General features: G+C 41.1%; 20 protein-coding genes. 10 read left to right on the top strand and 10 right to left on the bottom strand.

All coding sequences use genetic code 11. From position 1 onward, the window contains the following. Window positions 1–49: 49 nt before the first annotated feature. Window positions 50–1,306, bottom strand: coding sequence for a D-amino acid dehydrogenase (locus ORQ98_RS16710; RefSeq protein WP_274689943.1), 1,257 nt, complete (start codon window positions 1,304–1,306; stop codon window positions 50–52). A 177-nt stretch (window positions 1,307–1,483) separates the two neighbouring features. On the opposite strand from ORQ98_RS16710, the gene lrp reads away from it, so the two are divergent. Then, entirely contained in the window at window positions 1,484–1,981 is a 498-nt protein-coding gene (lrp, locus tag ORQ98_RS16705; protein ID WP_180570458.1) for a leucine-responsive transcriptional regulator Lrp, read from the top strand. Here lrp and ORQ98_RS16700 read toward each other — a convergent pair. After that, window positions 1,978–2,334: a PilZ domain-containing protein gene (locus tag ORQ98_RS16700; protein WP_274689942.1), complete on the bottom strand. Its 357-nt coding sequence runs from the start codon at window positions 2,332–2,334 to the stop codon at window positions 1,978–1,980. The genes lrp and ORQ98_RS16700 overlap by 4 nt on opposite strands. 234 nt (window positions 2,335–2,568) lie before the next feature. Here ORQ98_RS16700 and ORQ98_RS16695 point away from each other — a divergent pair, with 234 nt between their 5' ends. The 8 genes from ORQ98_RS16695 to ORQ98_RS16660 all read left to right on the top strand — a co-directional run bounded on the left by ORQ98_RS16695 (window position 2,569) and on the right by ORQ98_RS16660 (window position 12,692). Then, window positions 2,569–3,618 (top strand): Leu/Phe/Val dehydrogenase, encoded by a 1,050-nt coding sequence (locus tag ORQ98_RS16695; protein WP_274689941.1) that lies wholly within the window; start codon window positions 2,569–2,571, stop codon window positions 3,616–3,618. 113 nt (window positions 3,619–3,731) lie between these two features. After that, complete coding sequence (gene pdhA / locus ORQ98_RS16690) at window positions 3,732–4,844, top strand: pyruvate dehydrogenase (acetyl-transferring) E1 component subunit alpha (protein WP_274689940.1); 1,113 nt, start codon at window positions 3,732–3,734, stop codon at window positions 4,842–4,844. Beyond that, on the top strand, window positions 4,837–5,820 hold the full coding sequence (locus ORQ98_RS16685) for an alpha-ketoacid dehydrogenase subunit beta (protein WP_274689939.1): 984 nt from the start codon (window positions 4,837–4,839) through the stop codon (window positions 5,818–5,820). The genes pdhA and ORQ98_RS16685 overlap by 8 nt, the downstream gene beginning before the upstream one ends. Next, window positions 5,817–6,932, top strand: coding sequence for a dihydrolipoamide acetyltransferase family protein (locus ORQ98_RS16680; protein WP_274689938.1), 1,116 nt, complete (start codon window positions 5,817–5,819; stop codon window positions 6,930–6,932). Before ORQ98_RS16685 ends, ORQ98_RS16680 begins: the two co-directional genes overlap by 4 nt. Window positions 6,933–7,048: 116 nt before the next feature. Continuing rightward, window positions 7,049–8,971, top strand: coding sequence for a PrkA family serine protein kinase (locus ORQ98_RS16675; RefSeq protein ID WP_274689937.1), 1,923 nt, complete (start codon window positions 7,049–7,051; stop codon window positions 8,969–8,971). Window positions 8,972–8,999: 28 nt separating this feature from the next. Further along, entirely contained in the window at window positions 9,000–10,274 is a 1,275-nt protein-coding gene (locus ORQ98_RS16670; RefSeq protein ID WP_274689936.1) for a YeaH/YhbH family protein, read from the top strand. After that, entirely contained in the window at window positions 10,271–11,803 is a 1,533-nt protein-coding gene (locus tag ORQ98_RS16665; protein WP_274689935.1) for a SpoVR family protein, read from the top strand. The genes ORQ98_RS16670 and ORQ98_RS16665 overlap by 4 nt, the downstream gene beginning before the upstream one ends. Window positions 11,804–12,233: 430 nt before the next feature. Beyond that, complete coding sequence (locus ORQ98_RS16660; protein WP_274689934.1) at window positions 12,234–12,692, top strand: hypothetical protein; 459 nt, start codon at window positions 12,234–12,236, stop codon at window positions 12,690–12,692. A 258-nt stretch (window positions 12,693–12,950) separates the two neighbouring features. On the opposite strand, the gene ORQ98_RS16655 is transcribed toward ORQ98_RS16660, so the two are convergent. Then, complete coding sequence (locus tag ORQ98_RS16655) at window positions 12,951–13,649, bottom strand: cupin domain-containing protein (RefSeq protein ID WP_274689933.1); 699 nt, start codon at window positions 13,647–13,649, stop codon at window positions 12,951–12,953. Window positions 13,650–14,329: 680 nt separating this feature from the next. On the opposite strand from ORQ98_RS16655, the gene ORQ98_RS16650 reads away from it, so the two are divergent. Beyond that, complete coding sequence (locus ORQ98_RS16650; RefSeq protein ID WP_274689932.1) at window positions 14,330–15,343, top strand: tryptophan--tRNA ligase; 1,014 nt, start codon at window positions 14,330–14,332, stop codon at window positions 15,341–15,343. 64 nt (window positions 15,344–15,407) lie between these two features. On the opposite strand, the gene ORQ98_RS16645 is transcribed toward ORQ98_RS16650, so the two are convergent. The 7 genes from ORQ98_RS16645 to ORQ98_RS16615 all read right to left on the bottom strand — a co-directional run bounded on the left by ORQ98_RS16645 (window position 15,408) and on the right by ORQ98_RS16615 (window position 24,834). After that, a complete protein-coding gene (locus ORQ98_RS16645) occupies window positions 15,408–15,821 on the bottom strand; it encodes a YbaY family lipoprotein (RefSeq protein WP_274689931.1) in 414 nt (137 codons plus the stop codon). A 93-nt stretch (window positions 15,822–15,914) separates the two neighbouring features. Continuing rightward, complete coding sequence (locus ORQ98_RS16640; RefSeq protein ID WP_274689930.1) at window positions 15,915–16,196, bottom strand: GIY-YIG nuclease family protein; 282 nt, start codon at window positions 16,194–16,196, stop codon at window positions 15,915–15,917. Between the two features lie 118 nt (window positions 16,197–16,314). Next, window positions 16,315–18,198, bottom strand: coding sequence for a cadherin repeat domain-containing protein (locus ORQ98_RS16635; protein ID WP_274689929.1), 1,884 nt, complete (start codon window positions 18,196–18,198; stop codon window positions 16,315–16,317). A 116-nt stretch (window positions 18,199–18,314) separates the two neighbouring features. Further along, window positions 18,315–18,935: a response regulator transcription factor gene (locus ORQ98_RS16630; protein ID WP_274689928.1), complete on the bottom strand. Its 621-nt coding sequence runs from the start codon at window positions 18,933–18,935 to the stop codon at window positions 18,315–18,317. A gap of 460 nt (window positions 18,936–19,395) precedes the next feature. Beyond that, window positions 19,396–20,817, bottom strand: coding sequence for an HlyD family type I secretion periplasmic adaptor subunit (locus ORQ98_RS16625; RefSeq protein ID WP_274689927.1), 1,422 nt, complete (start codon window positions 20,815–20,817; stop codon window positions 19,396–19,398). Then, on the bottom strand, window positions 20,814–22,997 hold the full coding sequence (locus ORQ98_RS16620; protein ID WP_274689926.1) for a type I secretion system permease/ATPase: 2,184 nt from the start codon (window positions 22,995–22,997) through the stop codon (window positions 20,814–20,816). The genes ORQ98_RS16625 and ORQ98_RS16620 overlap by 4 nt, the downstream gene beginning before the upstream one ends. Window positions 22,998–23,019: 22 nt before the next feature. Next, window positions 23,020–24,834, bottom strand: coding sequence for a GGDEF domain-containing protein (locus tag ORQ98_RS16615; protein WP_274689925.1), 1,815 nt, complete (start codon window positions 24,832–24,834; stop codon window positions 23,020–23,022). Between the last annotated feature and the right edge of the window lie 42 nt (window positions 24,835–24,876).

Genomic DNA, 24,876 nt, shown 5'->3' with positions numbered 1-24,876 from the left:
AATTCAATTACCACATAAAACAGTTATTCAACTACTATTTACAGCTACCTTATTCACTGTAGCGACTAATTGCTAACCCTTCAGGGTCAATTTCTGGTGTATTTCCTGCTATTTGGTCAGCTAGCAATTTGGCAGAACCACAGCACATAGTCCAGCCTAACGTACCATGTCCTGTATTTAAATATAAGTTAGTCAACGGCGTTGGGCCGACCACTGGGGTTCCATCAGGCGTCATTGGTCGTAATCCTGTCCAAAACTCGCTGCCTGTCACATTACCAGCATTGGGAAATAAATCGGATACCACATAGGCAAGCGTCTTGCGTCTCGTTTCCTGCAAAGAAAGGTCAAACCCTGCCAGCTCAGCTGTCCCCCCTACTCTTAACCGCTGATCAAAACGCGTCATCGCTACTTTGTAGGTTTCATCCATTACCGTTGAACAGGGTGCCATTTCGCTATTTTTGATAGGAACCGTCAGCGAATAGCCTTTTACAGGATAAACCGGTAATTTGATCCCCAACCAAGTTAATAAAGCAGGGCTGTATGCGCCTAGTGCCACTACATAGCAGTCACCCTCAATAATGCCATCTTCCAATACCAGGTTCTTTACCTCAGTGGTGGTTGCATTAATGCCAAGTATTTTTTTATTAAATAAAAAGGTGGCACCCAGCTTCTTAGCTTGCTCCATCAATAACTGGCTAAACAAATAGCAATCCCCAGTTTCATCATGGGGCAACCGTAAACCGCCCACTATTTTATGTTGTTGATCACTTAATGCGGGCTCAACATTAATACAGCCAGCCACATCTAAGCGCTCATAAGGCACTTGATACTGTTCAAGTACTTTGATGTCTTTATCAATTGCATGTAATTGTTTAGCCGTTCGAAACAACTGTAGTGTACCTAGCTCTCGGCCTTCATAATTTAACGCGAGATTTTCTCTTAAAGAAACTAGACACTGCTTACTATAAGTCGCTAGTCGTACCATTCTGGCTTTATTTATGGCATAACGCTTACTGGTACAATTTGCTAACATTTGCCATAGCCAGTGCAAGAACAAAGAGTCTCGCTGAGGGTGAATCACTAGGGGGGAGTGGCTTTGCAACATCCACTTTATTGCTTTTAATGGAATACCTGGTGCCGCCCAAGGCGATGAATAGCCAGTAGAAATTTGCCCAGCATTGGCAAAGCTGGTTTCCAGGGCTGGCCCTGGCTGGCGATCAACAACGACAACCTGGTGACCTTGCTTTGCTAAATAATAAGCGGTTGTTACTCCAATAACGCCACAGCCTAAAACGACTACTTTCACTCTCCCCCCTATACAGAGCAATACAAGCCTACTGCATTCTTCTCTTTGTAATTGACACTCACATCGGCTTGCAATAATAAAACAAAACAATTACAACCTACTTGAACAGCTAATGTGGTGCTTTTTTAAAAAATAAATTACATTGAACTGTAACAGTAACGGCCAACTTAGATACCAATGAGAAATAAACGCGAAACCAGCCGTCAATTAGATCGAATTGATCGAAATATTTTGCGGATCTTACAAGAAGATGGTCGAATCTCCTATGTAGATTTGGCTGATCAGGTAGGCTTAAGCACCACCCCCTGTCTTGAGCGAGTTAAACGACTAGAACGAGAAGGCTACATTGAAGGCTATGCAGCAAAACTAAACCCTCAATTACTACAAGCTGGCTTATTAGTATTTGTTGAGATCAGTTTATATTCAAAATCTGCAGATATCTTCGATGAGTTTCGCCGAGCAGTGATTAAACTTCCCCATGTTTTAGAATGCCATTTAGTCTCTGGGGATTTTGACTATTTAATTAAAGCGCGTATATCAGAGATGGCTTCTTATCGAGAATTACTGGGCGATATTTTACTAAAGCTGCCAGGTGTGAGAGAGTCAAAAAGTTATATTGTGATGGAAGAACTTAAAGAAACTTTAACCATTCCTATCCTTGAAAATCCTTCCTAAAATGCATCGATAAAGGCTTTTAATATGGGGAGATGGGCTTTTTTTATACGCTTAAACTCAAAGCCTGCCCCAAAATCGCTGGAAAAGTTTGAGCCCTGGCACCACATACATTCAGCTTCGAAGTTAATCAACGTTCCCTGCTGTTTGCCATCCGGCAAAACAAACGATAATGCATACTGTTCAAAAGGATTAACCTGGTTAGAAGATAACAGCATAAACCCTTTTATATTGATATCAAAAACCTTGCCAACCGCATCTCCCGTTTGCTGGCTTAATACTTCTACATGACAATTTTTTAGTCGCTTCCTTGGCAAGCATCTCCGCTCATCATCTCGTTGGTGGCCATCTGTCATCAGTTACTCCATAGAATTCACTGCTACTTATTTATAGTAGCTCTTAGCGATAGCCAATTAAATGAAAGTATCAATTTACTTACCAATATCCTGATACTGCGAGTCAAATACTAAGGATTACCAGTCAATGAAAGCAAAATTACTATGATCAGGTGAAATATTCAGGCTAGAGTTACATAATGGTTAAAAGCCATAGCAGCATTTATGTGTTTAGCGGCAACGGAGGACCCCGTTATGTTTAAACGCATGACAACGGCGAAAGTCAACGATCTTCACTTTAAATACGATGAGAAGACTGGCTTAAAAGCAATTATTGCTATCCACAATACCTTATTAGGCCCTGCACTAGGCGGCTGCCGGATTATCGAGTACCAAAATACTGATCAGGCAATAGACGACGCTATCCGCTTAGCGAAAGGTATGAGTTATAAAGCAGCATTGGCAAATTTGCCACTGGGTGGTGGCAAAGCAGTTATCCTTAAACCCATTAAAATAAAAGACCGTGCGTTACTATTTGAAGCTTTTGGTCGCTTTGTCAATGAGTTGGGAGGCCGCTATATTACTGCCATGGACGCAGGTACCACCACAGAGGATATGGATGCCATCGCCAGCCAAACCCAATATGTTACCTGCACATCGACTGGTGGAAATCCAGCGCCTTATACAGCCCTTGGAGTATTTAACGGAATCAAAGCCTGCCTAAAATTAAAGGGGCACCAAACAACCAACCTTAAAGGCGTGCATGTAGCCATTCAAGGACTAGGTAATGTTGGTTATGAGCTAGCCAGGCTGCTGTATGAAAATGATGCCAGGCTTACAGTGGCAGATATTGATAAAACCAAACTAGCTCGCTGCATTAATGAGTTTAACGCCACCGCCGCACCAGCTGATGCCATTCATAAAGTTAATTGCGATATCTTTAGTCCCTGTGGCCTTGGCAGTATCCTCTCCAAGTCAGCCATCAATGAACTAAACTGCCAGATAGTAGCAGGATCAGCTAATAATCAACTGGCTCTTCCCCATTGCGGAGAATTTATTCACCAACGGAATATTTTGTATGCGCCTGATTACTTAATCAATGCAGGTGGCTTGATGTTTGTTGCACTACAACACAAAGGCGCTAAGCTGGACGCCATTAAAAAGAAAATAGAGGAGATTGGCACCACCCTGCATACCCTGCTCAAACGTTCACTTAGTCAAAATATACCCAGCAGCGAAATAGCCGATCATATGGCTGAAGAAGTACTTTACAGCTCCCAGCAGTCTAACAGGCCAGCTGTCTAACAAAGATAGTTTTTGGCGCCGGTCTAACAACCCATGACCAGCTCCACGCTTGGTTTCTCAATAGATCTGAGATTACCACCAGCTTAATGATAAATATAAAAAAGGGGGATTACATGTCCCAAAGCAGTTTTTCCCAAAAGAGTATTTCTCAAACCAAAGTCACCATTGATTATGTGCAATACCTAAATGAGCGCGCAGAACTCACCCAACCGTTACCAGAGTGGGCAAGCAAGCCTGACACGCTGGTTTCTTACTATCGAGAAATGGTGCAAGCCCGACAGGCTGACCAAAAAGCCATTGCCCTACAGCGAACAGGTCAACTAGGCACTTATCCCTCAACATTGGGTCAAGAGGCCATCGCGGTCGTCATTGGAAGTGTGATGGCCACAGATGATGTTTTTGTCCCCTATTACCGAGACCATGCCGCCATGGTAATACGGGGTATGAAGCAAGCCGATGTGTATCGTTATTGGGGAGGTGATGAACGAGGCAGTGCCAACCCAGATTGCAAAGAAGACTTACCTTATTGTGTTCCTATTGCTACTCAAGTGCCACATGCTGCCGGAGCGGCTGCTGCAATTAAAATTCGTGGCCAACAACGTGCTGTCCTCTGTACTTGTGGTGATGGTGGAACTTCTAAAGGAGACTTTTTAGAAAGTATTAATCTGGCGGGTATTTGGCAGCTGCCGCTGGTATTTATTATCAACAATAACCAGTGGGCTATTTCTGTGCCAAGGAGACTCCAATGTGGCGCTCCTACTTTAGCGCAAAAAGGTATTGGTGCAGGTATTCCGGCCTTACAGGTCGATGGTAACGATGTTATTGCCCTCCATGAGGTCATTAGCCATGCCCTTCACAGGGCAAGAACGGGTAAAGGTGCTACCTTAATTGAAGCTATGAGCTATCGGCTCAGCGACCACACCACGGCTGATGACGCTACTCGCTACCGAAATGCAGAAGAGCTTAAAACAGGTTGGTCTAAGGAACCTATTAAACGACTTCAGCAATATCTACATAGTAATGGCTGGTGGGATGAACAAAAAGAACAACGCCTCCAAGCTCAGGTTGCAGATCACGTACAACAATCAGTTGATGAGTATTTGAAAACTCCTTTGCCTCCTGTAAGCGACTTATTTACTCACCACTATCAGCAAATGCCAGTTAGTTTGACGGAGCAACAAATGGCAATGGAAGCCAAGGTTACCAAAGGAGGTGGTCATGACTGATAAAATCACCTTAGTGGAGGCGGTTAATCAAGCGTTGCACTATGCCATGACCAACGACCCTGATGTCGTAGTGCTGGGTGAAGATGTGGGTGTCAATGGTGGCGTTTTTCGGGCTACCCAAGGGCTTAAAGAAAAATTTGGCTTTAGACGCGTAATGGACACTCCTTTAGCCGAAGCACTGATTGGCGGAGTCAGTATTGGCATGGCTACCCAAGGGCTAAAGCCTGTCGCAGAAATTCAGTTTATGGGCTTTATCTTCCCAGCGCTTGAACAACTCATGTGCCATGCTGCTCGAATGCGCAACAGAACCCGAGGCCGACTCACCTGCCCAATGGTAGTGCGTGCCCCCTTTGGTGGCGGTATTCATGCACCAGAACATCACTCCGAAAGCACTGAAGCCTTGTTCGCCCATATTCCAGGTTTTCGAGTAGTGATCCCCTCTTCACCCAAGCGAGCTTATGGCCTCTTGCTGGCAGCCATTCAAGATCCTGACCCAGTGCTATTTTTTGAGCCCAAACGTATCTATCGAGCATCTAAGCAAATCGTCCCTAATGATGGCGAACCTTTGCCACTAGATACCTGCTTCACCTTAAAAGAAGGCCACGATGTCACCCTGATCAGCTGGGGTGCCTCCGTTCAAGAAACCCTTCAAGCAGCCAAGCAACTAGAGGAAACTGGCATCTCTGCTGAAGTCATCGATCTTGCCACTATTAAGCCCATTGACTATGACACCATCCTTGCCTCAGTCCAAAAAACCGGTCGTTGTGTCATTGTCCACGAAGCTGCTCGAGCAGGTGCTGTTAGTGCTGATATAGCTGCTGAAATTAACTACCACGCTGCTGTTGAGTTAGAAGCGCCTGTAGAACGAGTCACCGGCTATGATATCACCATGCCTTATTACCGTATGGAGCAATATTACATTCCTAGTAAAAACGACATCATCAACGCTGTGAATAAAACCATGGAGCAAGCATGAGATTTTTTAAATTACCCGATCTGGGTGAAGGAATTCCTGAAGCAGATATAGTGAAGTGGCATGTAAAACCTGGCGAACAGGTAAAAGAAGACCAAATACTCGTATCTGTAGAAACAGCTAAAGCCATTGTTGATGTTCCCGCTCCCCAGTCAGGTGTAATTGCCAAACTTTTTGTAAATGAAGGAGACACTATCCACACAGGCGAGCCATTAGTGGAGTTTGCTAATGAAGAAGATGAGGATACAGGCACTGTTGTAGGTGAAATCAAGCAGGCAACTGAAGGTGACAATGAAGAAGATGAGTTTATTATCGGTGCCTCACCCAGTACTAGCCGTCAAGCACAGATAAAAGCCACTCCAGCAGTACGAGCCTTAGCAAGACGCCTGAATATTGACCTATCAACCGTTAAAGCAACGGGAGCCAACCAGTTTATCAACACCGAAGATGTAGAACAGGCTGCTCGCTTGAACTCCGTACTGGGTAGTCAGGCAGAGCCTTTGACTGGTGTTAGAAAGCATATGGCTAAAAACATGACACTGGCGCATCAGGAAATTGTACCTGTTACCTTGTTTGATGATGCAGATATTAATCACTGGCAGCCCAAAGAAGACATGACTATTCGCCTGGTTAAGGCACTTGCTAAGGCTTGCACAGTAGAGCCCCATTTAAATGCCTGGTTTGATGGCGAACGAATGGCACGTCGGCTACACAAAAAAGTGGATGTCGGTATTGCTGTTGATACCCCACAAGGATTATTTGTTCCTGTGTTACGAGATGTAGCAAAGCGAGATATAGCTGATTTACGAAAAGGACTAAATAGACTGAGAAAAGATGTAGAGAAACGCACAATTCCGCCGTCAGAGCTACAAGGTGCTACACTTACTCTAAGTAATTTCGGCACCATCTCTGGCCGTTATGCTAGCCCAATTGTAGTACCCCCGACAGTTTGTATATTAGGCACCGGACGCGTCAGAAGAGAACCTGTTGCAATAAATAACGAGATAGTTATACATAAAATAATGCCTTTATCCCTAACATTTGATCATCGTGCTGTAACAGGGGGAGAAGCGGCCCGATTTCTGCAGGCAATTAAAACTGAACTAGAAAGTTAGGTTCTAATTGCTTCGCAATATTCATAACTTTTTTTATTAACAAATTTATAAATCATAAGTCTAAGGGTTTGATGGATTTGGAATTTTAATTACTTACATGTCAGCGGGTGAATATAATGGATATTTTTAGCTCTATTAAAAGTCGTTATGAGTCTATTCAAGAAGAAGAAATAAATCTCCAGGAGTATTTAGAACTTTGTAAAAAAGACCGTATGGCATATGCTAATGCAGCTGAACGCATGCTAGCCGCTATAGGTGATCCTGAATTAATTGATACTGCACGCGACCCCAGATTGAGCAGAATTTTCTCCAACAAGCTTATTAAACGGTATCCTGCATTCGCTGAATTTTATGGCATGGAAGAATGTATTGAGCAAATCGTTGCTTATTTCAAACACGCGGCTCAAGGTCTAGAAGAAAAGAAACAAATTCTTTACTTACTAGGTCCTGTTGGGGGAGGTAAATCTTCATTAGCAGAAAGACTTAAAAGTTTAATGGAACATATTCCCTTTTATGCTATTAAAGGCTCACCCGTATTCGAATCACCCTTAGGCTTATTTAATCCTTTAGAAGATGGCAATATCTTAAAAGAAGAATATGGTATTCCTAAACGTTATTTAAAAGGTGTTATGTCTCCTTGGGCAGTTAAACGTCTGAAAGAGTATGGCGGCGATATTTCGAAATTTAAAGTTGTTCGCTTATATCCATCAATTCTTAACCAAATCGCTATTTCGAAAACTGAACCGGGTGATGAAAATAACCAAGATATTTCCAGTCTGGTAGGTAAAGTCGATATAAGACAGTTAGAGGAATATGCTCAACATGACCCAGATGCATACAGTTTCTCTGGTGGCTTATGTCGTGCCAACCAAGGGTTGTTAGAGTTTGTGGAAATGTTTAAAGCCCCTATTAAAGTACTACACCCACTGTTAACAGCAACTCAAGAAGGTAACTATAACAGCACTGAAGGAATGGGTGGTTTACCTTTTGAGGGTATTATCCTTGCCCACTCTAACGAATCAGAGTGGCAAAGCTTTAAAAATAATAAAACGAATGAAGCCTTTATAGACCGGGTTTATATCGTCAAAGTACCTTATTGTGTACGAGTAACAGAAGAAGTGAAAATTTATGAGAAGTTATTACAAAATAGCTCTCTGTCAGACGCACCTTGTGCACCCGATACCCTAAGAATGTTGGCACAGTTTTCAGTGCTATCTCGCGTTAAAGAGCCAGAAAACTCCAATATTTACTCCAAAATGAAAGTGTATGATGGGCAAAACCTGAAAGACACAGACCCCAATGCTAAGTCATTACAAGAATACCATGACTCTGCTGGTGTCGACGAAGGAATGGAAGGTCTGTCGACACGTTTTGCATTTAAAATTCTGTCAAAAGTATTTAACTTTGACCCCAGTGAAATTGCTGCAAATCCAGTACATTTACTTTATGTATTAGAACAGCAAATCGAACAACAACAATATGTACCTGAAGTTCACGAGCGTTATTTACGTTTTATTAAAGAATTCCTGGCACCTAAATACATTGAGTTTCTTGGCAAGGAAATTCAAACCGCTTACCTAGAGTCTTACTCTGAATATGGTCAAAATATTTTCGATCGCTATATCACTTATGCAGACTTCTGGATACAAGACCAAGAATACCGTGATCCAGAAACAGGTGATATCCTTGATCGGCAAGCAATTAATGATGAGTTAGAAAAAATCGAAAAACCAGCCAACATTGCTAATCCAAAAGATTTCCGTAACGAAATCGTTAATTTTGTATTGCGGGCACGCGCCAATAATAAAGGTAAAAACCCAAGCTGGCTTAGCTATGAAAAAATGCGCGCGGTTATTGAGAAGAAAATGTTCTCCAATACAGAAGACTTGTTACCCGTCATCTCCTTTAATGCTAAAGCATCTAACGAAGATCAACGGAAACACAACGAATTTGTAAAACGCATGATAGAAAGAGGCTACACCGAAAAACAAGTCAGACTACTTTCAGAGTGGTATATCAGAGTAAGAAAATCACAATAATTGGTTGAGTTAACCGGCAGGTAAGTCCATGAGTCATATTATAGATAGACGCCTCAACGGTAAAAATAAAAGCACGGTTAACCGCCAGCGTTTTCTGCACCGTTATAAAAAGCATATTAAGCGGGCAGTGGCCGATGCAGTTAACAAGCGCAGTATTACCGATGTAGAAAGCGGGAGCCAAATAACCATACCAGATAAGGATCTATCTGAGCCTATTTTTCATCATGGCAGAGGAGGTCAAAACACTATCGTTCACCCTGGCAACAAAGAGTTTGTCAGTGGTGACAAAATTCGCCGACCAGAGGCTGGTGGTGGCTCTGGCAGTGGCTCTGGTCGTGCCAGCAACCAAGGCGAAGGGATGGATGATTTTACCTTCCAGATTAATCATGATGAGTTTTTGGAGTACATGTTTGAAGATTTGGAGCTGCCTCACCTAGTAAAAAAACAGCTCAAAGAATCAACAGCTTATAAATTCAGGCTGGCAGGTTTTACCAGTAAAGGCACTCCAGAAAAACTTAATATTATTCGCTCATTACGCAGCGCTCATGCCCGACGCATTGCTCTATCAGGCTCTGACCGTAAAGAAATTCGCGAGCTTAAACGTGAATTACGGGAAATGGAAGTCAATCCTGGGGCTTATGATGAGATTCGTGCCAAAGAAATTAAAGATCGTATTCGGGAGCTTAATTTAAAGCTGAGACGTTTGCCTTTTATAGACGAGTTTGACTTAAAATATAACAATTATGTAAAGACACCGGTACCAAGTACGAAAGCCGTAATGTTTTGTGTAATGGATGTTTCTGGCTCCATGACACAAGAAATTAAAGACATAGCCAAACGGTTTTTTATTTTACTCTACCTGTTTCTAAAACGAACCTATAAAGAAATTGATGTTGTTTTTATTCGCCATCACACCTCAGCCAAAGAAGTAGATGAAAATGATTTTTTCTATTCTAGGGAAACTGGCGGCACTATTGTTTCTAGCGCTTTAGAATTAAGTCGAGATGTGATTAAAGAGCGTTATCCTGTACAAGACTGGAATATCTACGTTGCCCAAGCATCTGACGGTGACAACTGGGAAGGTGACTCTACTATTTGTAGTGACATTCTGGTGAATCATATTATGCCTCTGGTTCAGTATTTTGCTTATGTCGAAATTACCGACCGGCACCACCAAAACTTGTGGCGAGAATACGAAAAAGTTGTAGAAGACTTTCCAGAAACCTTTGCGATGCAACAAATCAAGTCGGTTAATGATATATACCCAGTCTTCCGGCAATTATTCGAAAGGAAGGAAGCATGAAAAAGAAGCAACCTATTTCAACAGGCTCTGAATGGACTTTCGAATTAATTGAAAAATATGACCAGGAAATCAGCCGGGTTGCCGAACATTACCAACTGGATACATACCCAAACCAAATAGAAGTGATTAGCTCTGAGCAAATGATGGATGCCTATGCATCAACAGGTATGCCATTAATGTATAGCCATTGGTCTTTCGGTAAGCAATTTTTAAATACACAGCAAAACTATCGCCGCGGTTATATGGGGTTAGCTTATGAAATAGTGATTAACTCTTGCCCCTGTATTGCCTATTTAATGGAAGAAAATACCATGACTATGCAGGCGTTAGTTATTGCCCATGCCTGTTATGGTCATAACTCTTTTTTTAAAGGTAACTATTTATTCCGCACCTGGACTGATGCGACCTCAATAGTCGATTATTTATTGTTTGCTAAAAATTATATTAGTAAATGCGAAGAACGCTATGGCATAGATGCCGTTGAAGATTTAGTCGACTCCTGTCATGCTTTAATGAATTATGGGGTTAACCGCTATAAAAGGCCAACACCATTATCAACAGAAGAAGAAAAAGCTCGCCAGCAAGAGCGGGAAGAATATCGCCAACGCCAGTTAAATGAACTATGGAATACTATTCCAAAACAAGAGTCTAAAGGAAAGGGCAAAAAAGAAAAGCGTTTTCCAGATGACCCTGAAGAAAATATTCTTTATTTCTTCGAAAAAAATGCACCATTATTAGAAACCTGGCAACGAGAAGTCATTCGAATTATTCGCAAAATTGCTCAATACTTTTATCCACAACGACAAACCCAGGTAATGAATGAAGGCTGGGCTTGCTTTTGGCACTACACCATTTTGCATCATTTGCATGAAGAAGGCCTGGTAACTGATGGCTTTATTATGGAAATGCTGCACTCCCACTCTAATGTAGTGTTTCAGCCTAGTTTTGATGACCCTCGTTATTCTGGCATTAACCCCTATACCCTTGGTTTTCATATGATGATGGATATTCGTCGTATATGTGAAAACCCAACTGAAGAAGATAAACATTGGTTTCCTGAAATTGCTGGGTCAAACTGGCTGGAAACCATGCATTTTGCAATGAAAAATTTCAAAGATGAAAGCTTTATACTGCAGTTTTTGTCCCCTAAAGTCATTCGAGATTTAAAACTGTTTTCCATTAGAGATGATGAAAATTTACCTTACCTAGAAGTTGAAGCTATTCACAATGATGAAGGATACCGCATAGTACGAGAGGCGTTAGCTGCTCAGTATAACCTGGGTAACCGAGAGCCTAATATTCAAGTGTTTAATGTCGATGTTAGAGGAGACCGCTCTCTCACTCTACGTCATTATCAACACCAACAGCGCCCTTTAGGCAAAACCACACCAGAAATGCTGAAGCACATCCATAACCTATGGGGTTTTGACGTACACTTAGAATCGATTCGAGATAAAAAAGTGCATAGCAGTTACCACTGCCCCCCCAAAGAAGTGGAAGAAGAAAAGTCATTAATCGAGCTAACCTAACAAGCGTTTCTAAATCAGCCCAACTTCCCCTCCTACTTGAAGGCTACGGTCTTCAAGTAGGAGGCTAACCTCACAAAACCCCACCATTCTCTTTTTATTTGTAAACGCTTATTCAACTCTACTCACTGAGCATGCAGGTGCTTTTCCCGTCATTGAAGCCTATAAAAACCACTACACATGATTTATCTCACCACTGATTAATTAAAAAACCAACTTCACAATAACCTATTGAACATGATTACAAAACACTCAAAATTACATTTAAATTAGTGCTGAGTATTTTCATTTCTTACTTTGTCCAATAAATAATGTTGCACTTATTTTTAAAACGCTGTATCACAATCGTTAAAGTTATTGAGCAAGCACTCTATGAAGCTCCCCTGTGCTTAGACCGAGAGACAGTACTAAGGCGTAGTAAGAAGGTAACACCATGAAAAATATATCCGTAGCCACCATAGTTGGTCTGGTGCTAATTATTTTATCTGGCTGCCAAGCAGCGACTAAAAAACCAGCAGGATCAGAAGAAAATAACCAAACTGAGTTAGTTGAAATTTGGGAATTTGAGCGATCTCACATTTTAAAATGGACGCTTTGGAGTTATGACAGCGAAATTGATCTTTCGTCAATTTCTGACCAGGATGAGAATGTAATTCAGCAAGCATTTGCTGACTTTGGCGAAGGAGAGTATCGCCAATGGCGTAACCAAAAACTAGGCACTTTTGGGTTCTCTGCTGGTAGTACTTACACCAATAGTGAAGGCGAAGCCTGTCGCAATTACTCTATTTCCGTTGAAATAGATAGCAATGGCTCCATCTCTCGCGAGTCTCGTCCAGCTATTGCCTGCTTGCAAAATAGTAATAAATGGGAGTTTAAGCGGTCTATTTTTTAAATAGGTTCTACAATCAACTGCGCTGGAGACAATAAAAAACTATAACGCTTCTGTTTATATGGGCACTCATTCTGAGAGTTTGCCCATCAACACAATAACTGGCTACTTTTTTATTGTAGCTTTATTCATAAATACTTTTTTAGGTATACCCCTTGCCCTTACAAGCGTTATTGCACCCCATTTAATATGGCCAGCCTCATTCAAAAATATTGTCTTCAATAAAAAAGCCATTAATAACTTCTAAAAAAACCTCCTATTTTAGCTTTTCGGAGGCAAATGCCCTACTTTTACATAAATCAATGCACCGTCTTCTTTAGTATACGGCGTATGCCTACTATAAGGTGGGTTGCGCAGCCAAGTACCAGCAGGATAAGCTCCCTCTTCATCATAGAAAGTCCCTTTTAACACCAAAATTTCTTCTCCCCCTGGGTGGATATGCTGCTTAAACAGGGTATTTGGCGCCCACCTGACCAGGGCTGTATTTTCTCCTTGAAACTCATGTAAGGGCATTACAGCTAAACCTGCCACCAACCCAGGATGCCAGCTTTGAGTTTGAGTATTAATTCTGATTGGGCTTGTATCTGCTGGATCAAACTGGTGTAACTTAACAAAAATTAACGCTCCATCCTCTCCTACCTGTGGTGAATGAGAGGTACCAATGGGGTTACGTATATAACTGCCCTCAGGATACTGTCCATGCTCATCAGCAAATATCCCCTCAATAACAAGCACCTCCTCTCCCCCTGTATGTGTATGCTCAGTGAAATAGCTATTAGGTTCATAGCGAACTAATGAGGTTGCTCTACCAACCTCCATACCAATTCGATCAAGCATCACCCTAGTCACTTCTTTCACTGGCGAATCAACCCATTGATAACTCTCTGGACTAATCACTACTCGCTTACTGAAATCTGCATTGACTTTTGAGTACCGTGCAAACATTGATTCATTACTCATTTTTCCTTCCTTTATTGTAAGTCCACTAGCACTACTTGTGAGTTTAAGCCATAGGAAACAGCCAACCAACCTATCAATAGATAGCTATTGTAATCATACTTTATTTCTAATCAATAAAGCTAAGAGTATATGCTTTAACAGTTTGAACGGACTTGGCTGGTTGTAGGGGTAATAAAGAAAGGGTACTAAAACAAGATGATAGTCTTAGTCTCTTGCACTCTATGTCGTGTACTTTTGAAACAAAGGCAAAAATAATCTAAGAATTTCCTATATAGGTATAGACCGAAACAAATTTAGGGAGTATTATCGAGCAAGCAAAAAAAAAGCCCTAGCGTATTAGGAGGGATGCTAGGGCGTGAAAGTGTACCAATTAGGAGTCAAGCGAGTAACTTAACTGCGTGTAAGTGTATCAGCTGAAGAAAAATACAAAATTCGTAGTTGTACCCACTACATTGTGGAAACTACCTACAAGCGAGTAATAACAAACATACAAACTCTCTCTTCTTTAGATAGCCAGTGTTGAGACTTCAACACTGGCTTTTTTCTTGACTGTTTTCCTACCATAGATAGGGCACCCTATCACTTCATATGAGCCACCCAAAAACCATTCGCGAAAGCTACATCTCCAGGTGTATAATTTTTCGTTTTCGATAAGCCTATATTAGATAACTGCAAATGCCATGAGTAAAACCAGAGTATTAACAGGGATAACCACTACAGGAACCCCTCACTTAGGAAACTATGTTGGAGCCATTCGCCCTGCAATCGAAGCCAGTAAACAAGACGATGTTCAGTCTTACTACTTTTTGGCTGATTACCATGCCATTGTTAAAGCTCGCGACCCAGAAAGGGTTCATCAGTCCACTAAAGAAATTGCAGCAACCTGGCTAGCTCTTGGCTTAGATACCGACAAGGCTTGTTTTTATCGGCAGTCTGATATTCCAGAAATAATGGAGCTAAACTGGATCATTTCCTGCCTCACAGCTAAAGGCCTGATGAATCGCGCTCATGCATACAAAGCGGCGGTACAACTCAATGAAGACGAAGGCTCAAGCGACCCTGATAAAGGCATCACTATGGGACTGTTTGGCTATCCCGTCTTGATGGCTGCAGATATTTTGGTGCTAAACGCACAAAAAGTGCCTGTAGGCAAAGACCAAATTCAACATCTGGAAATGACCAGAGATATTGCTGGGCGAATGAACCATCATTACAAAGTTGGCTTCAACCTACCTGATGCAGTCGTTGACGTAGATTCAGCTGTACTGAGTGGGCTTGATGGACGGAAGATGAGTAAAAGTTATGACAATACTATTCCGTTATTTGTGCCAGAGAAAAAATTACGTAAGTTGATCATGAAAATTAAAACCAACTCTTTAGAGCCAGGCGAGCCTAAAGACCCACATAGCTGTACGCTGTTTGAGATCTACAGCGCATTTGCTACTGAAGAGGAAATCCAAGCTAAGCGTGCTCAATACGAAGCCGGTGCTGCTTGGGGTGAGCTAAAACAAGAGTTGTTTGAATACTTAAACAATCATCTTAAAGAACCAAGAGCCAAGTATGAAGAACTGCTCAGTAATCCTGATTATATTGAAGATGTGTTAAATAAAGGCGCAGCGAAAGCTCGGGCTGAAACCACTCCTCTTTTAGAGAAGATCCGCCACTCAATTGGTATAAGACCAATTAATATATGACTTATAATCAGCGGCTTGGCTTTCAACACGCCAAGCCGCTGGTTTATACCAAAGCGTCAATATGTTACTTCACCATTTCCAATACTAAATCTGCTTTATTTTCACTGCCTTTAGTTAACACACTATATCGCTGGGTATTAATAAACAAAAGCTTACCATTGACCGTTATATTTGCTTGCACTGCATAGTCATGGGTTGGCTTAATCTCTTTCGGTTCATAAGACAAACTGTAGTGAATAGGTACTTGTTTACCTGTATAGGTTTGCTCACTAATCACTATTGCAGGCGCGTCTTGCAAAGAGACATCAACCAGCTGCACTTCAACAACCGCCTCTTTAGGTAAAGCAATTCGCTTCAAATAGGAAACAGAACCAGTAACAACGTTAGAAGCCTTGTCAGCCGAAAGCTCTGCAGCAGTAGATAAACTACTAAAGAAGGGTAATATAGCTGTCAGCAAATACACTAAATGTCGCTTCATAAGCTCCTCTCATTAGTTTAAATGACTTTTAGTCTAAGTAACTATTGCTCCGAGGTTAGACATCAGGCTTTTGTGATAGTTGGGTATTGTGATCTAAAATTCTTTATTAGAGGAGCCCTTATAATTAATCAGCTTAATTTTTTGCTGACGAGTGAACCGTTTAATACTATTTTCCCGTTTGGACGCACTTGAACGATCATGACCTGACTCTATATATACAGGTTTTACTGGTCTGCGGCCCTTCAGGTACTTAGCACCCGTTCCTGTATTGTGTTGATTTATTCTTCTTTCCAAATTATTGGTAATACCTGTGTACAAAGTATTATCTGCACATTCGACTATATAAACTAACCAGTCTTTTTTTGATGTTTTCATCAGCGACTTAAAAGCTAACCATAAAAAAACGGCTATATACCATTCTCTTTATAGATGGTATATAGCCGCTTCGATAAAAAGATATACAAGTATATATCTTTTTTAGAGGCTACTGTCTCTATTTGTCAACAATCAAATTATTGTCATCCAATAAATTATTGAGGATTATATTTGTGTCCATAGTTCCATACTGAGCAGACAGATCAACATCTTTTAAGATAATTTTATAAGTCACATCACCATTTGCTTCTGGACTTACATCAATTGTTGTTGAGCCATTTGCAAAGTTAAGAGTTAAGTACTCATCCAGTGGATTATTTTCTTCATCAACTAGCAAGTCTTTTAGATTTAATGAGTCCCCTTCAGTCACATCAAACTGATCAATCATATCCACGACAGGATTAGCAGCTGTTGCTTTATTAGGACCAAAGTAAAACTCATCTTTTTGAGAAGCGGTAATAGGGCTTGGGTTAACAACATCAACCGTAAAGTCAACCTGGTTACCCTTTTCTCCTGTAGCATCAATACCAATTATTGAAATGCTAAGTTCACCGGCATTCAAAGTTACATTATCTTTAATATATAACTCGCCGTTTTCCTCTATTACCAGGTCTTTATCTTTACCAGAAATTTCATATCTTTCAAAATTATCTTCTGGATCAGTTTCAGATAAAGTACCAATAAACACTTTAGAAGAAGTACTTCCAGCCTCCAATAATGTTAGGCTACTATCCAAGTCAATAGTAGGTGGTTGTTCATCTGTAATGCAAACAGTGACGTCCTCGGTTACGGACTTCCCTGTCTCACTCGTAACTGTCACCCGTAGCGTATCTGTATTAGGAAGGCATTCAAAGTTCAATAATCCATTAGCCTTTGTAGCTTCTCCGAGAGCGGTTAAGGTAATAACACCCGTTACAGCATCAATACTAAAGTAACCGTCTTTACTGGTTTGCGTACCATTTTCAAACTTGAAGGTCAGCTTGCCTGAGCCATTCGCCTTAACTGTACCAACTGTAGTACCTGCAGCACTATTTTCTTCTATATAAAACTTCTGTTGGTCTTCGATATCTGGAACGTTACCAGGAACCACATCAACGCTAAAATCAATCTGATTACTGGTTGCCTTGTCTGCATCCTCACCCACAATCGAAATACTGATTGTCCCTACGTTTAACATAACCCCAGGCTTTAGCTGCAACATATCGCCTGAAATTTCAACCAGGTCTTTATCTTTACCTGTAATGATGTAACGACTGAAATTATTATCAGGATCAACGGCTTTTAAAGTACCAATCTTGATGGGATTAGAGGTATCAATACATTCATCTAAAACCGTTAGCTGGCTAGTGAGGTCAATAGTCGGTGGCTTATTAGTGGGCGTTTCTGGATCTACTGGATCTACCGGATCTACTGGATCTACTGGATCTGTTGGACCTTCTGGTGTTTCCTCTTCACCTGTATTATTTTCATCCTCATCGTCATCCACAAACCCAACGACTGGAATACCAACAAAAGGTGCAGTATCAAAGCCTGAGTCAGCAATTGTTGAACCTCCATCTCTATCAATAACAGGAAATCCAGGCGATCCTTCATTTTCTTCAATTGCAGGTGGTGCAGTATTTTTTGGACCAGCAGCAGTAGGAGGTAATAATTTTGTGGGGTCAGCACCTAAATCAATGGCAGCAATTATCGCTTTAGCATCTACGACTGATTCTGGCACATAATGGGGTTCAGCAGTATAAACTGACTCATCAAGTAAAACCTTATCCCCTGGACCTAAAGTAACATAACCATTGCTTTCAAAAAATTCTATGTGAACTGTGCCAGAAATTACTGTGATTTTATCATTTTTAAAAATATTATCATCAGTGTGTAAAATTCTTTGTGTGCCATTTTCAGATGTTGCAATTGCTTTTCCTGAAACTCCTTTTACTTCACCAATAATAACTGTCGAATCGTTCAGATTATTTTGTGAATTATTTAACCCCTGTTGGTCCTTCATAATAATTAATTAACCTCCATCAACTGAATTGTGTTGTCTGGGGCTAATATTTAATTAAGGGGTAAAAAGCAACAATCGTACAAAAGTACGAATTAATTATTGCTGAGAAATAATTCTCACTGCCGTAAACATAAAGCGAGTTGCAGTCGATCTTTTACATTGAGTTTTTTAAAAATATTCGAAAGGTGGGCTTTAATTGTTCGCTCAGATACACCCATTTTATTGGAGATTTCTTTATTGTTGAGTCCTTCCACCACTTGTAGTGCAACTTCCTGCTCTCTGGGAGACAGTTTGTGTAATAGTTCCGTATTCGCTTTTTTATTCGGTTGCTGAGCAAGACTTTTTACCATAGCTTCCATAAAAGGTTTTCCACACCATACCTGTCCTTGTGATACTACAGCAATTAATAATGGGATTTGCTTCGCAGCCATAAAGGCATTACATACACCGACGACACCTGCTTGAAAATAGGTATACGCCCGTTTAGTATCATACTCATCTTCCAGTACAACAACTTTTGCTTGTGATTGTTGAGTAATCAACTCTGGAATCATTGTCAGTGGATCAGCTAGATCGCGCTCATGCAGCAGGTAAATACTTTCATGGATGGTGCGCAAATTACTTAAGGCATCTTGCAGAGAAGAAGTCGTAATCAGCTTGTAGTTAGCGTCAGCAAGCGCTCTTTGCCAATGCAAACAAACATGTTCTGATGGACTGTATAAAAGTAAAGTCAGCATACTGCTCAAATAATTCTTATCACTACTACCTAAACTTCCTTCACTACTTGGTACCTAAAGTTCAAGACTGGGCACTCAAACTTCAATATTTAGCATTCAAATTAAAACAACTTGATACCTAATTTTTTTAATGGCATCTTGGATTAAACAACTAGTGCCAAATAAATTACTTATAATTAAACGGGTCCCAAATAGTAAAACACTTACTCCTAATTATTACAACAAATTTCAATTAAATAGCGTTGTCTAATTAGCACACTCCGTTCCAAATTTAATTATACCCAACTTAGCTGTATTCAGTAGCCCTACTCAACCCAATCTGGCAATTTTCATTGTGCTAACAATAACGTTTAGCCTATTAAATAGTTCACTTAAGGGCACCTCTAATAAGCCTAGCAAGCTTGTAGAACAAGAGTAGATAAAATAAACCCACCTGACCAGATTTATTATTTTTTTGCTATCAGCGCTCAGTCAGCGCATTCTGTTTTGCTCTTAGAATTGGTTTCAGCAAATAATCCAGCACTGTTTTCTTACCCGTTATGATATCCACATCTGCAAGCATACCTGGAATGATCGGCAAAGGTTTTTCTTTACTACCAAGATTACTCTCATCCGTTCTTATTCTCACTAAGTAGTAGCTTTCATCTTCTTCATCTTGAATGGTATCAGCACTAATATGCTCCACAACACCATCCAAGCCACCATAAATAGCAAAATCATAGGCAGTGAACTTAACCACAGCTTTTAAGCCAAGACGGATAAAAGCAATGTCTTTTGGCCTTATTTTAGCCTCAATCAACAGCGTATCTTCCAAAGGCACAATTTCTACCAAGTTCATGCCTGGCTGCACGACTCCACCAATGGTGGTAATATCAATTTTCTTAACAATTCCTGCCACTGGTGATCGAACTGAGGTCCTCTGTACTTGATCTTCTATTGATGAGCGAGACTCTTTCAGTTGGGCTAATTTCACTTCAGCTTCTTTCAATTCTGCTACCGCTTTTTCTTTAAACTCTAAGCGTACTTCTTGTTCTTGCTGTTTAGCTTCTTTGAAAGAAGACTCCAGCTTTGGTATTGCCAAGCTAGAGGTTTCCAGCTCACCATCTAAATCATTCAACCGCTGTTCCAGCTGAATCATTTCTACTTCAGACACAACCCCTTGCCTGGCTAAAGGCTTGGTCATCTCATATTCACGCTTCAACAGTCGCTTACTTCTTTCCAAACGTTTCTTCTGTGCTTGAGTGCTTTTTAAGTCCTGCTGAACTTGCTCTGCTTGCTCTTTTACGATGGATAACTCAGACTCCATTGATTGCAGACGACTTTTATAAATTTCTCTCTCACGCTTCTTATACTCTGGAAACTTGTCCAACTCATTAGAAAAACTCAGCGGCGTTTCATTAATTTCTGCCTTTAGTCGAGCGATAGATGCCAACAAGCTAAAGTACTCCACCTCACTTTCTCTAAAACTTGAAGCAAAGCGGGTATCATCCAACTGCATAAGTGACTGCCCTTTTTTCACCATATCGCCTTCTGCAACATAGAGTTCCTTTAAAATACCTCCTTCTAGGTTTTGTACTACTTGTAAGTGAGTAGAGGGAATGACTTTACCTGAGCCGCGGGTAACCTCATCAATATCTGCCCAGGCTGACCAAATTAATAAAACAATGACAACGACAAGAACAGTAAAGAGTAATATCCGGCTACCTTTTGGCGTTTTCAGCATCATTGCTGCACTGGTATCAGACATATAGTCAAGATCATAGGAAGGCATATTATCAGCAGGTTTTGCTTTAAAAGCCCGCTCTTTTGGTCTTGCTTTAGCCGCTTTTAAACGTCCTTTCTGAGCCTGCTGGCCTTGCATTTTGGGGGCTGGTTTATTCATGCTTCAATTTTCAGTTTGCCTTCCCGCAGAGCAGCATGAACCAATTCTTTAGGCCCATCTGCCACTATTTTGCCCTGATCAACGACTATCAGCCGATCAACCAACTCAAGCAGTGAGGCTTTATGCGTTACTAGCACTAAGGTTTTATGTGCCAACTGCCCCATCAATTTCTGCTTCATTTGCATTTCACTGGTGTTATCCATCGAGCTACTGGGTTCATCCAACAGTAAAATAGGAGGATCAAGCAAAATAGCCCTGGCTAGTGCAATACTCTGACGTTGCCCACCAGAAAGATTGCTACCTCGCTCTCCCACCATTAAATCCAAACCATCAGGATGTTTATTAGCAAAATCTGCAACTCCCGCTATTTCTGCTGCTCTGATAATAGCGGCGTCATCAACAAAGTGAGCACCCAGTGAAATGTTATCTTTAACAGAACCATAAAATAAAACGATGTCTTGTGGTACACAGCCAATGTTATGGCGTAAATCCGAAGGGTTCACTTGCCGTAAATCAATACCATCAATTCTCACGGCCCCTTCATCAGGCTGATAAAGCCCTAGAATTAACTTTTCTATGGTGGTCTTACCTGAGCCAATCCTGCCTATAATAGCCACTTTTTCACCAGTTTTAATTTTAAAGCTAACACTATTCAGTGCTCTAATTTGCTGGTTAGGATAGGCAAAACTGACACGATCAAAGTCAATATTACCTTCAAATTTTGGGCGGTTAACAAAACGCTTGTCGTCTGGATTTTCTCCTGGCAGTTTCATCACCTCATTTAACCCCATAAAGGCAGATTTTGCCTGGTTATAGCGTGTAGATAATGAAGCCACCTGAGCCATTGGCGCTAAACAACGACCTGCCAGCATAACAGTGGCAATTAGCCCACCCATGCTGACCTCGCCTTCTGCAATCAAATAAACCCCTAAAGCGACAATGCCAACAGTGGACATCTGCTGTACATAGGTGGCAACTGCTCCAGCAGAAGCCGATAATAATTTGGTTTTTACCCCCCATTTAGCAATATTGCCAACCGCCTGTTCCCATTTATATTGCACTTCGCTTTCAGCTCGGGCTATTTTCAATGCTTCTAGCCCAGTCAAACTTTCTATTAAAGTTGCGTTTTTCTGGGCAGAAGTACGCAAAGTTTGCTCAATGGAGTCTCTCAATGGTGCTTGGATCAAGTAGCCATACACGCCTATGATGATGATGCCGATAACAGGAATCCAAACCAGCGGGCCAGCAATGACTGCAATAATCAGCAAAATAATAACAACAAACGGCAAATCAACTACTGCGGTAATGCTGGTAGATGTAATAAAATCTCGAATACTTTCAAACTCTTGCAGGTTTTTTGCAAAAGAACCCACCGAAGTAGGATTTGCAGACATTTTTATGCCTAAAACCTGAGAAAATATTTTAGCCGACAGCAAAATATCGGACTTTTTCCCCGCCAAATCAATAAAATAACTGCGCAACATTTTTAGTAAGAAATCAAAGCTAAATACAATAATAGCTCCTACTGCAAGCACCCATAAGGTATCAAATGCCTGATTAGGGACAACACGATCATATACATTCATGACAAACAGGGGTGATGCCACTACAAAAATATTAATTAACAGAGAAGCAAACAGCACATCCCGATAAATTTTCCAAGAGCCTTTCAAGGTATTCCAAAACCAGTGGCCTTTTTCTTCCTGTAGATGTGCAGCAGTACGTTTATCGTATCGAAACTGCTCTTTTATAAAAAATGCATAGCCACTATAACGCTGCTCCAATATTTGGATAGAGACTTTTTTTTCTGCGTCGCCTGCTTCTGGAATAATTATTCTAGCTGCACCTGCCTTATGGTTAACATCAACCAATACGATTGCAGTTTGATCCTCCAATAACAATACAGCGGGAGTCACCAAAGAACTAATGGATTTAAAAGGACGTTTGATCAACCGTGCAGATAAACCCGCTCGTTCTGCAGCACGAACAAATAAAGCAGGTGTCAAATAACCATTTTCCAACGGCAAACCAGCACGTAGCGAGTCTTCCGAATGGGCTCGACCAAAAATTTTAGTAAGAATAACCAGGCTGGCCAATAATGGGTCAAAAAAGGTTGAGTCATCAGATGACACTTGCCAGTTTTGCTTTTTCTTTACAGCTTGAGATTGCGCTTCAGCCATGAATAACATTTACCCTAATCATTTATGCCACACAACACCGATTACGACCGGTTTGTTTAGCTTCATATAGTGCTTTATCAGCACGGTCGAACACCACTTTTGGGGACTCATCCCCTTCACGGCAAGCTGCTAAACCAAATGATGCAGTAATTTGCAGTTTATTGCCCTGATAATGAAATGGCGCGTCTGCAATTCCCTGTCTTACACTATCCATAACGCTCTTAGCATCTACAATATTAGTGTTTGGCATAATAATGACAAACTCTTCTCCCCCATAACGAGCGATAAAATCAACTTCTCGTAGTCGCTTATTAAGTTGCTTCGCAATAATTTTCAATAAGTTATCACCAGCTAAATGACCATAGTTGTCGTTTATTTTCTTAAAAAAATCAACATCGGCGACAGCAAAAACCAATGGTTGCTGATAGCGTTTCCATCTCGCAAACTCATACCTGGCTCGCTCTTCATAGGCTTGCCGATTGGCAATGCCTGTTAGAGTATCCTCTAATGCTTTCGCTCGCTCTTTATAAAGGGTGTTTTCTAGTTCTTTAGTTTGCGTTTCCATTTGAGAAACTCGCTGAACTAGCTGAGTTAACTGATCTGTAAGGCTGGGTGGGTTATCCAGTTGTGTATGCTGACTTTCTAGCGACTCTAAAACTTTATCAAGTTGATTACTAACAACTTGTTTTAAGTCTTCAAGATCTGTGGCTTGTTCTACTGAGTTTTGCAGCTCACCTAAATCTTGTTGTATCAGTTGATTATATCTATCAGCTGATTCCAGTGCTTGTTGATAATCTGCCTGTGCTTCAACTGCGGTACTTTGAAACGTATGCAGTCGTTCGTTTAAGGTTTTTAAATAATGCTCAAACTCAGCTTTTAGTTCACCAATAGTTGCCAGAATAATAACGTTGACGGTTTCTAATGCTGGCACCAATTCAAACCAGGTGAGCCCTTGCTCGGTCTTTTTTTTCAAATACTGCGAATCATCAACGACCGATTCAGGAACAGCTAACTGGTTAAGTAGCACAGCGAGGCACTCCCCCACATGCTCAATGATAGTCGTAAATTTTTGCTCTAAAGCCGTCACCTGCTCAGACTCATGCATTTGAGCAAACCTCTGTTCACTCACTTCTGCTGCTACTGTCGGTGCTACTTGCTGGTCAGGCTGCACAACTGTTGTTTCATTGGCTGAATCCAGCTTCTTGTTTTTCAGTTCATCGCTGACAGCCTGCTCATCTTCACTGGAATCAGCCTTATGCTCTGTACTTCCTGCTTCTTCAGATTCAGCACCAAACAAACGCTGCCAAAGGCCTTTGCCAGGCTCTTTTGTGTCTGCTTCAAGGTCAGTACTTCCCTGCTGAACCGTAGGCAATGTTTCAGCTACCAACTCAGCAAACTGCTCTATTAGCTGAGGCAGCTCACTATAAGAAAGGCTTTGCTGTTTTATTTGCTTGCGGTACTGTTTTATTTCCTTACTGGTTTGCTTTCCCAGCTCAATGTTATTAAAAGCATCCAGAGCTGTTTCCAAAGCACTAATTGTCTGCTGCCGATAGTTACCTTCAATGACTGGTTCAGCAGCTTCCTGCAAAGTCTCAAGAGGGCGGGAAATATCTAAAGATAAATTTTCACCCCGTAGAGCCTTATTAAATCGTGTTAGTTCAACATCTAACGCAGGGTGTAATCCATGACATGCCAAATTAACTACCAATAAAGCCTTCCTTAGCTGGTCAATTTTTTCTATGGCAGTTTGCTCCAGCTTATCCAGCTCAGCCAGCTTGTCAGCATATTTATTACGCCAATGTTGCGAGTCTTCGGATGTTGCATTTAGTCCTGTCATACTAAGCTCAACCCTGATGCCTGCTAGTGAAACCTCAAGATC

Source organism: Spartinivicinus poritis (assembly GCF_028858535.1).
In the GTDB taxonomy this organism is placed as follows: Bacteria; Pseudomonadota; Gammaproteobacteria; order Pseudomonadales; family Zooshikellaceae; genus Spartinivicinus; species Spartinivicinus poritis.
Note: the sequence above shows the minus strand (reverse complement) of the source record. Positions and strands in the feature narration are given on the sequence as shown.

Bases quoted from the DNA above. Each gene is read 5' to 3' on its own strand.
- ORQ98_RS16685 (WP_274689939.1), top strand. From the start codon at position 4,837: ATGACTGATAAAATCACCTTAGTGGAGGCGGTTAATCAAGCGTTGCAC.
- lrp (WP_180570458.1), top strand. From the start codon at position 1,484: ATGAGAAATAAACGCGAAACCAGCCGTCAATTAGATCGAATTGATCGA.
- ORQ98_RS16625 (WP_274689927.1), bottom strand. From the start codon at position 20,817: ATGAATAAACCAGCCCCCAAAATGCAAGGCCAGCAGGCTCAGAAAGGA.
- ORQ98_RS16680 (WP_274689938.1), top strand. From the start codon at position 5,817: ATGAGATTTTTTAAATTACCCGATCTGGGTGAAGGAATTCCTGAAGCA.
- ORQ98_RS16655 (WP_274689933.1), bottom strand. From the start codon at position 13,649: ATGAGTAATGAATCAATGTTTGCACGGTACTCAAAAGTCAATGCAGAT.
- ORQ98_RS16675 (WP_274689937.1), top strand. From the start codon at position 7,049: ATGGATATTTTTAGCTCTATTAAAAGTCGTTATGAGTCTATTCAAGAA.
- ORQ98_RS16660 (WP_274689934.1), top strand. From the start codon at position 12,234: ATGAAAAATATATCCGTAGCCACCATAGTTGGTCTGGTGCTAATTATT.
- ORQ98_RS16640 (WP_274689930.1), bottom strand. From the start codon at position 16,196: ATGAAAACATCAAAAAAAGACTGGTTAGTTTATATAGTCGAATGTGCA.
- ORQ98_RS16645 (WP_274689931.1), bottom strand. From the start codon at position 15,821: ATGAAGCGACATTTAGTGTATTTGCTGACAGCTATATTACCCTTCTTT.
- ORQ98_RS16665 (WP_274689935.1), top strand. From the start codon at position 10,271: ATGAAAAAGAAGCAACCTATTTCAACAGGCTCTGAATGGACTTTCGAA.
- ORQ98_RS16630 (WP_274689928.1), bottom strand. From the start codon at position 18,935: ATGCTGACTTTACTTTTATACAGTCCATCAGAACATGTTTGTTTGCAT.
- ORQ98_RS16700 (WP_274689942.1), bottom strand. From the start codon at position 2,334: ATGACAGATGGCCACCAACGAGATGATGAGCGGAGATGCTTGCCAAGG.
- ORQ98_RS16670 (WP_274689936.1), top strand. From the start codon at position 9,000: ATGAGTCATATTATAGATAGACGCCTCAACGGTAAAAATAAAAGCACG.
- ORQ98_RS16650 (WP_274689932.1), top strand. From the start codon at position 14,330: ATGAGTAAAACCAGAGTATTAACAGGGATAACCACTACAGGAACCCCT.
- ORQ98_RS16615 (WP_274689925.1), bottom strand. From the start codon at position 24,834: ATGACAGGACTAAATGCAACATCCGAAGACTCGCAACATTGGCGTAAT.
- ORQ98_RS16635 (WP_274689929.1), bottom strand. From the start codon at position 18,198: ATGAAGGACCAACAGGGGTTAAATAATTCACAAAATAATCTGAACGAT.
- ORQ98_RS16620 (WP_274689926.1), bottom strand. From the start codon at position 22,997: ATGGCTGAAGCGCAATCTCAAGCTGTAAAGAAAAAGCAAAACTGGCAA.
- ORQ98_RS16695 (WP_274689941.1), top strand. From the start codon at position 2,569: ATGTTTAAACGCATGACAACGGCGAAAGTCAACGATCTTCACTTTAAA.
- pdhA (WP_274689940.1), top strand. From the start codon at position 3,732: ATGTCCCAAAGCAGTTTTTCCCAAAAGAGTATTTCTCAAACCAAAGTC.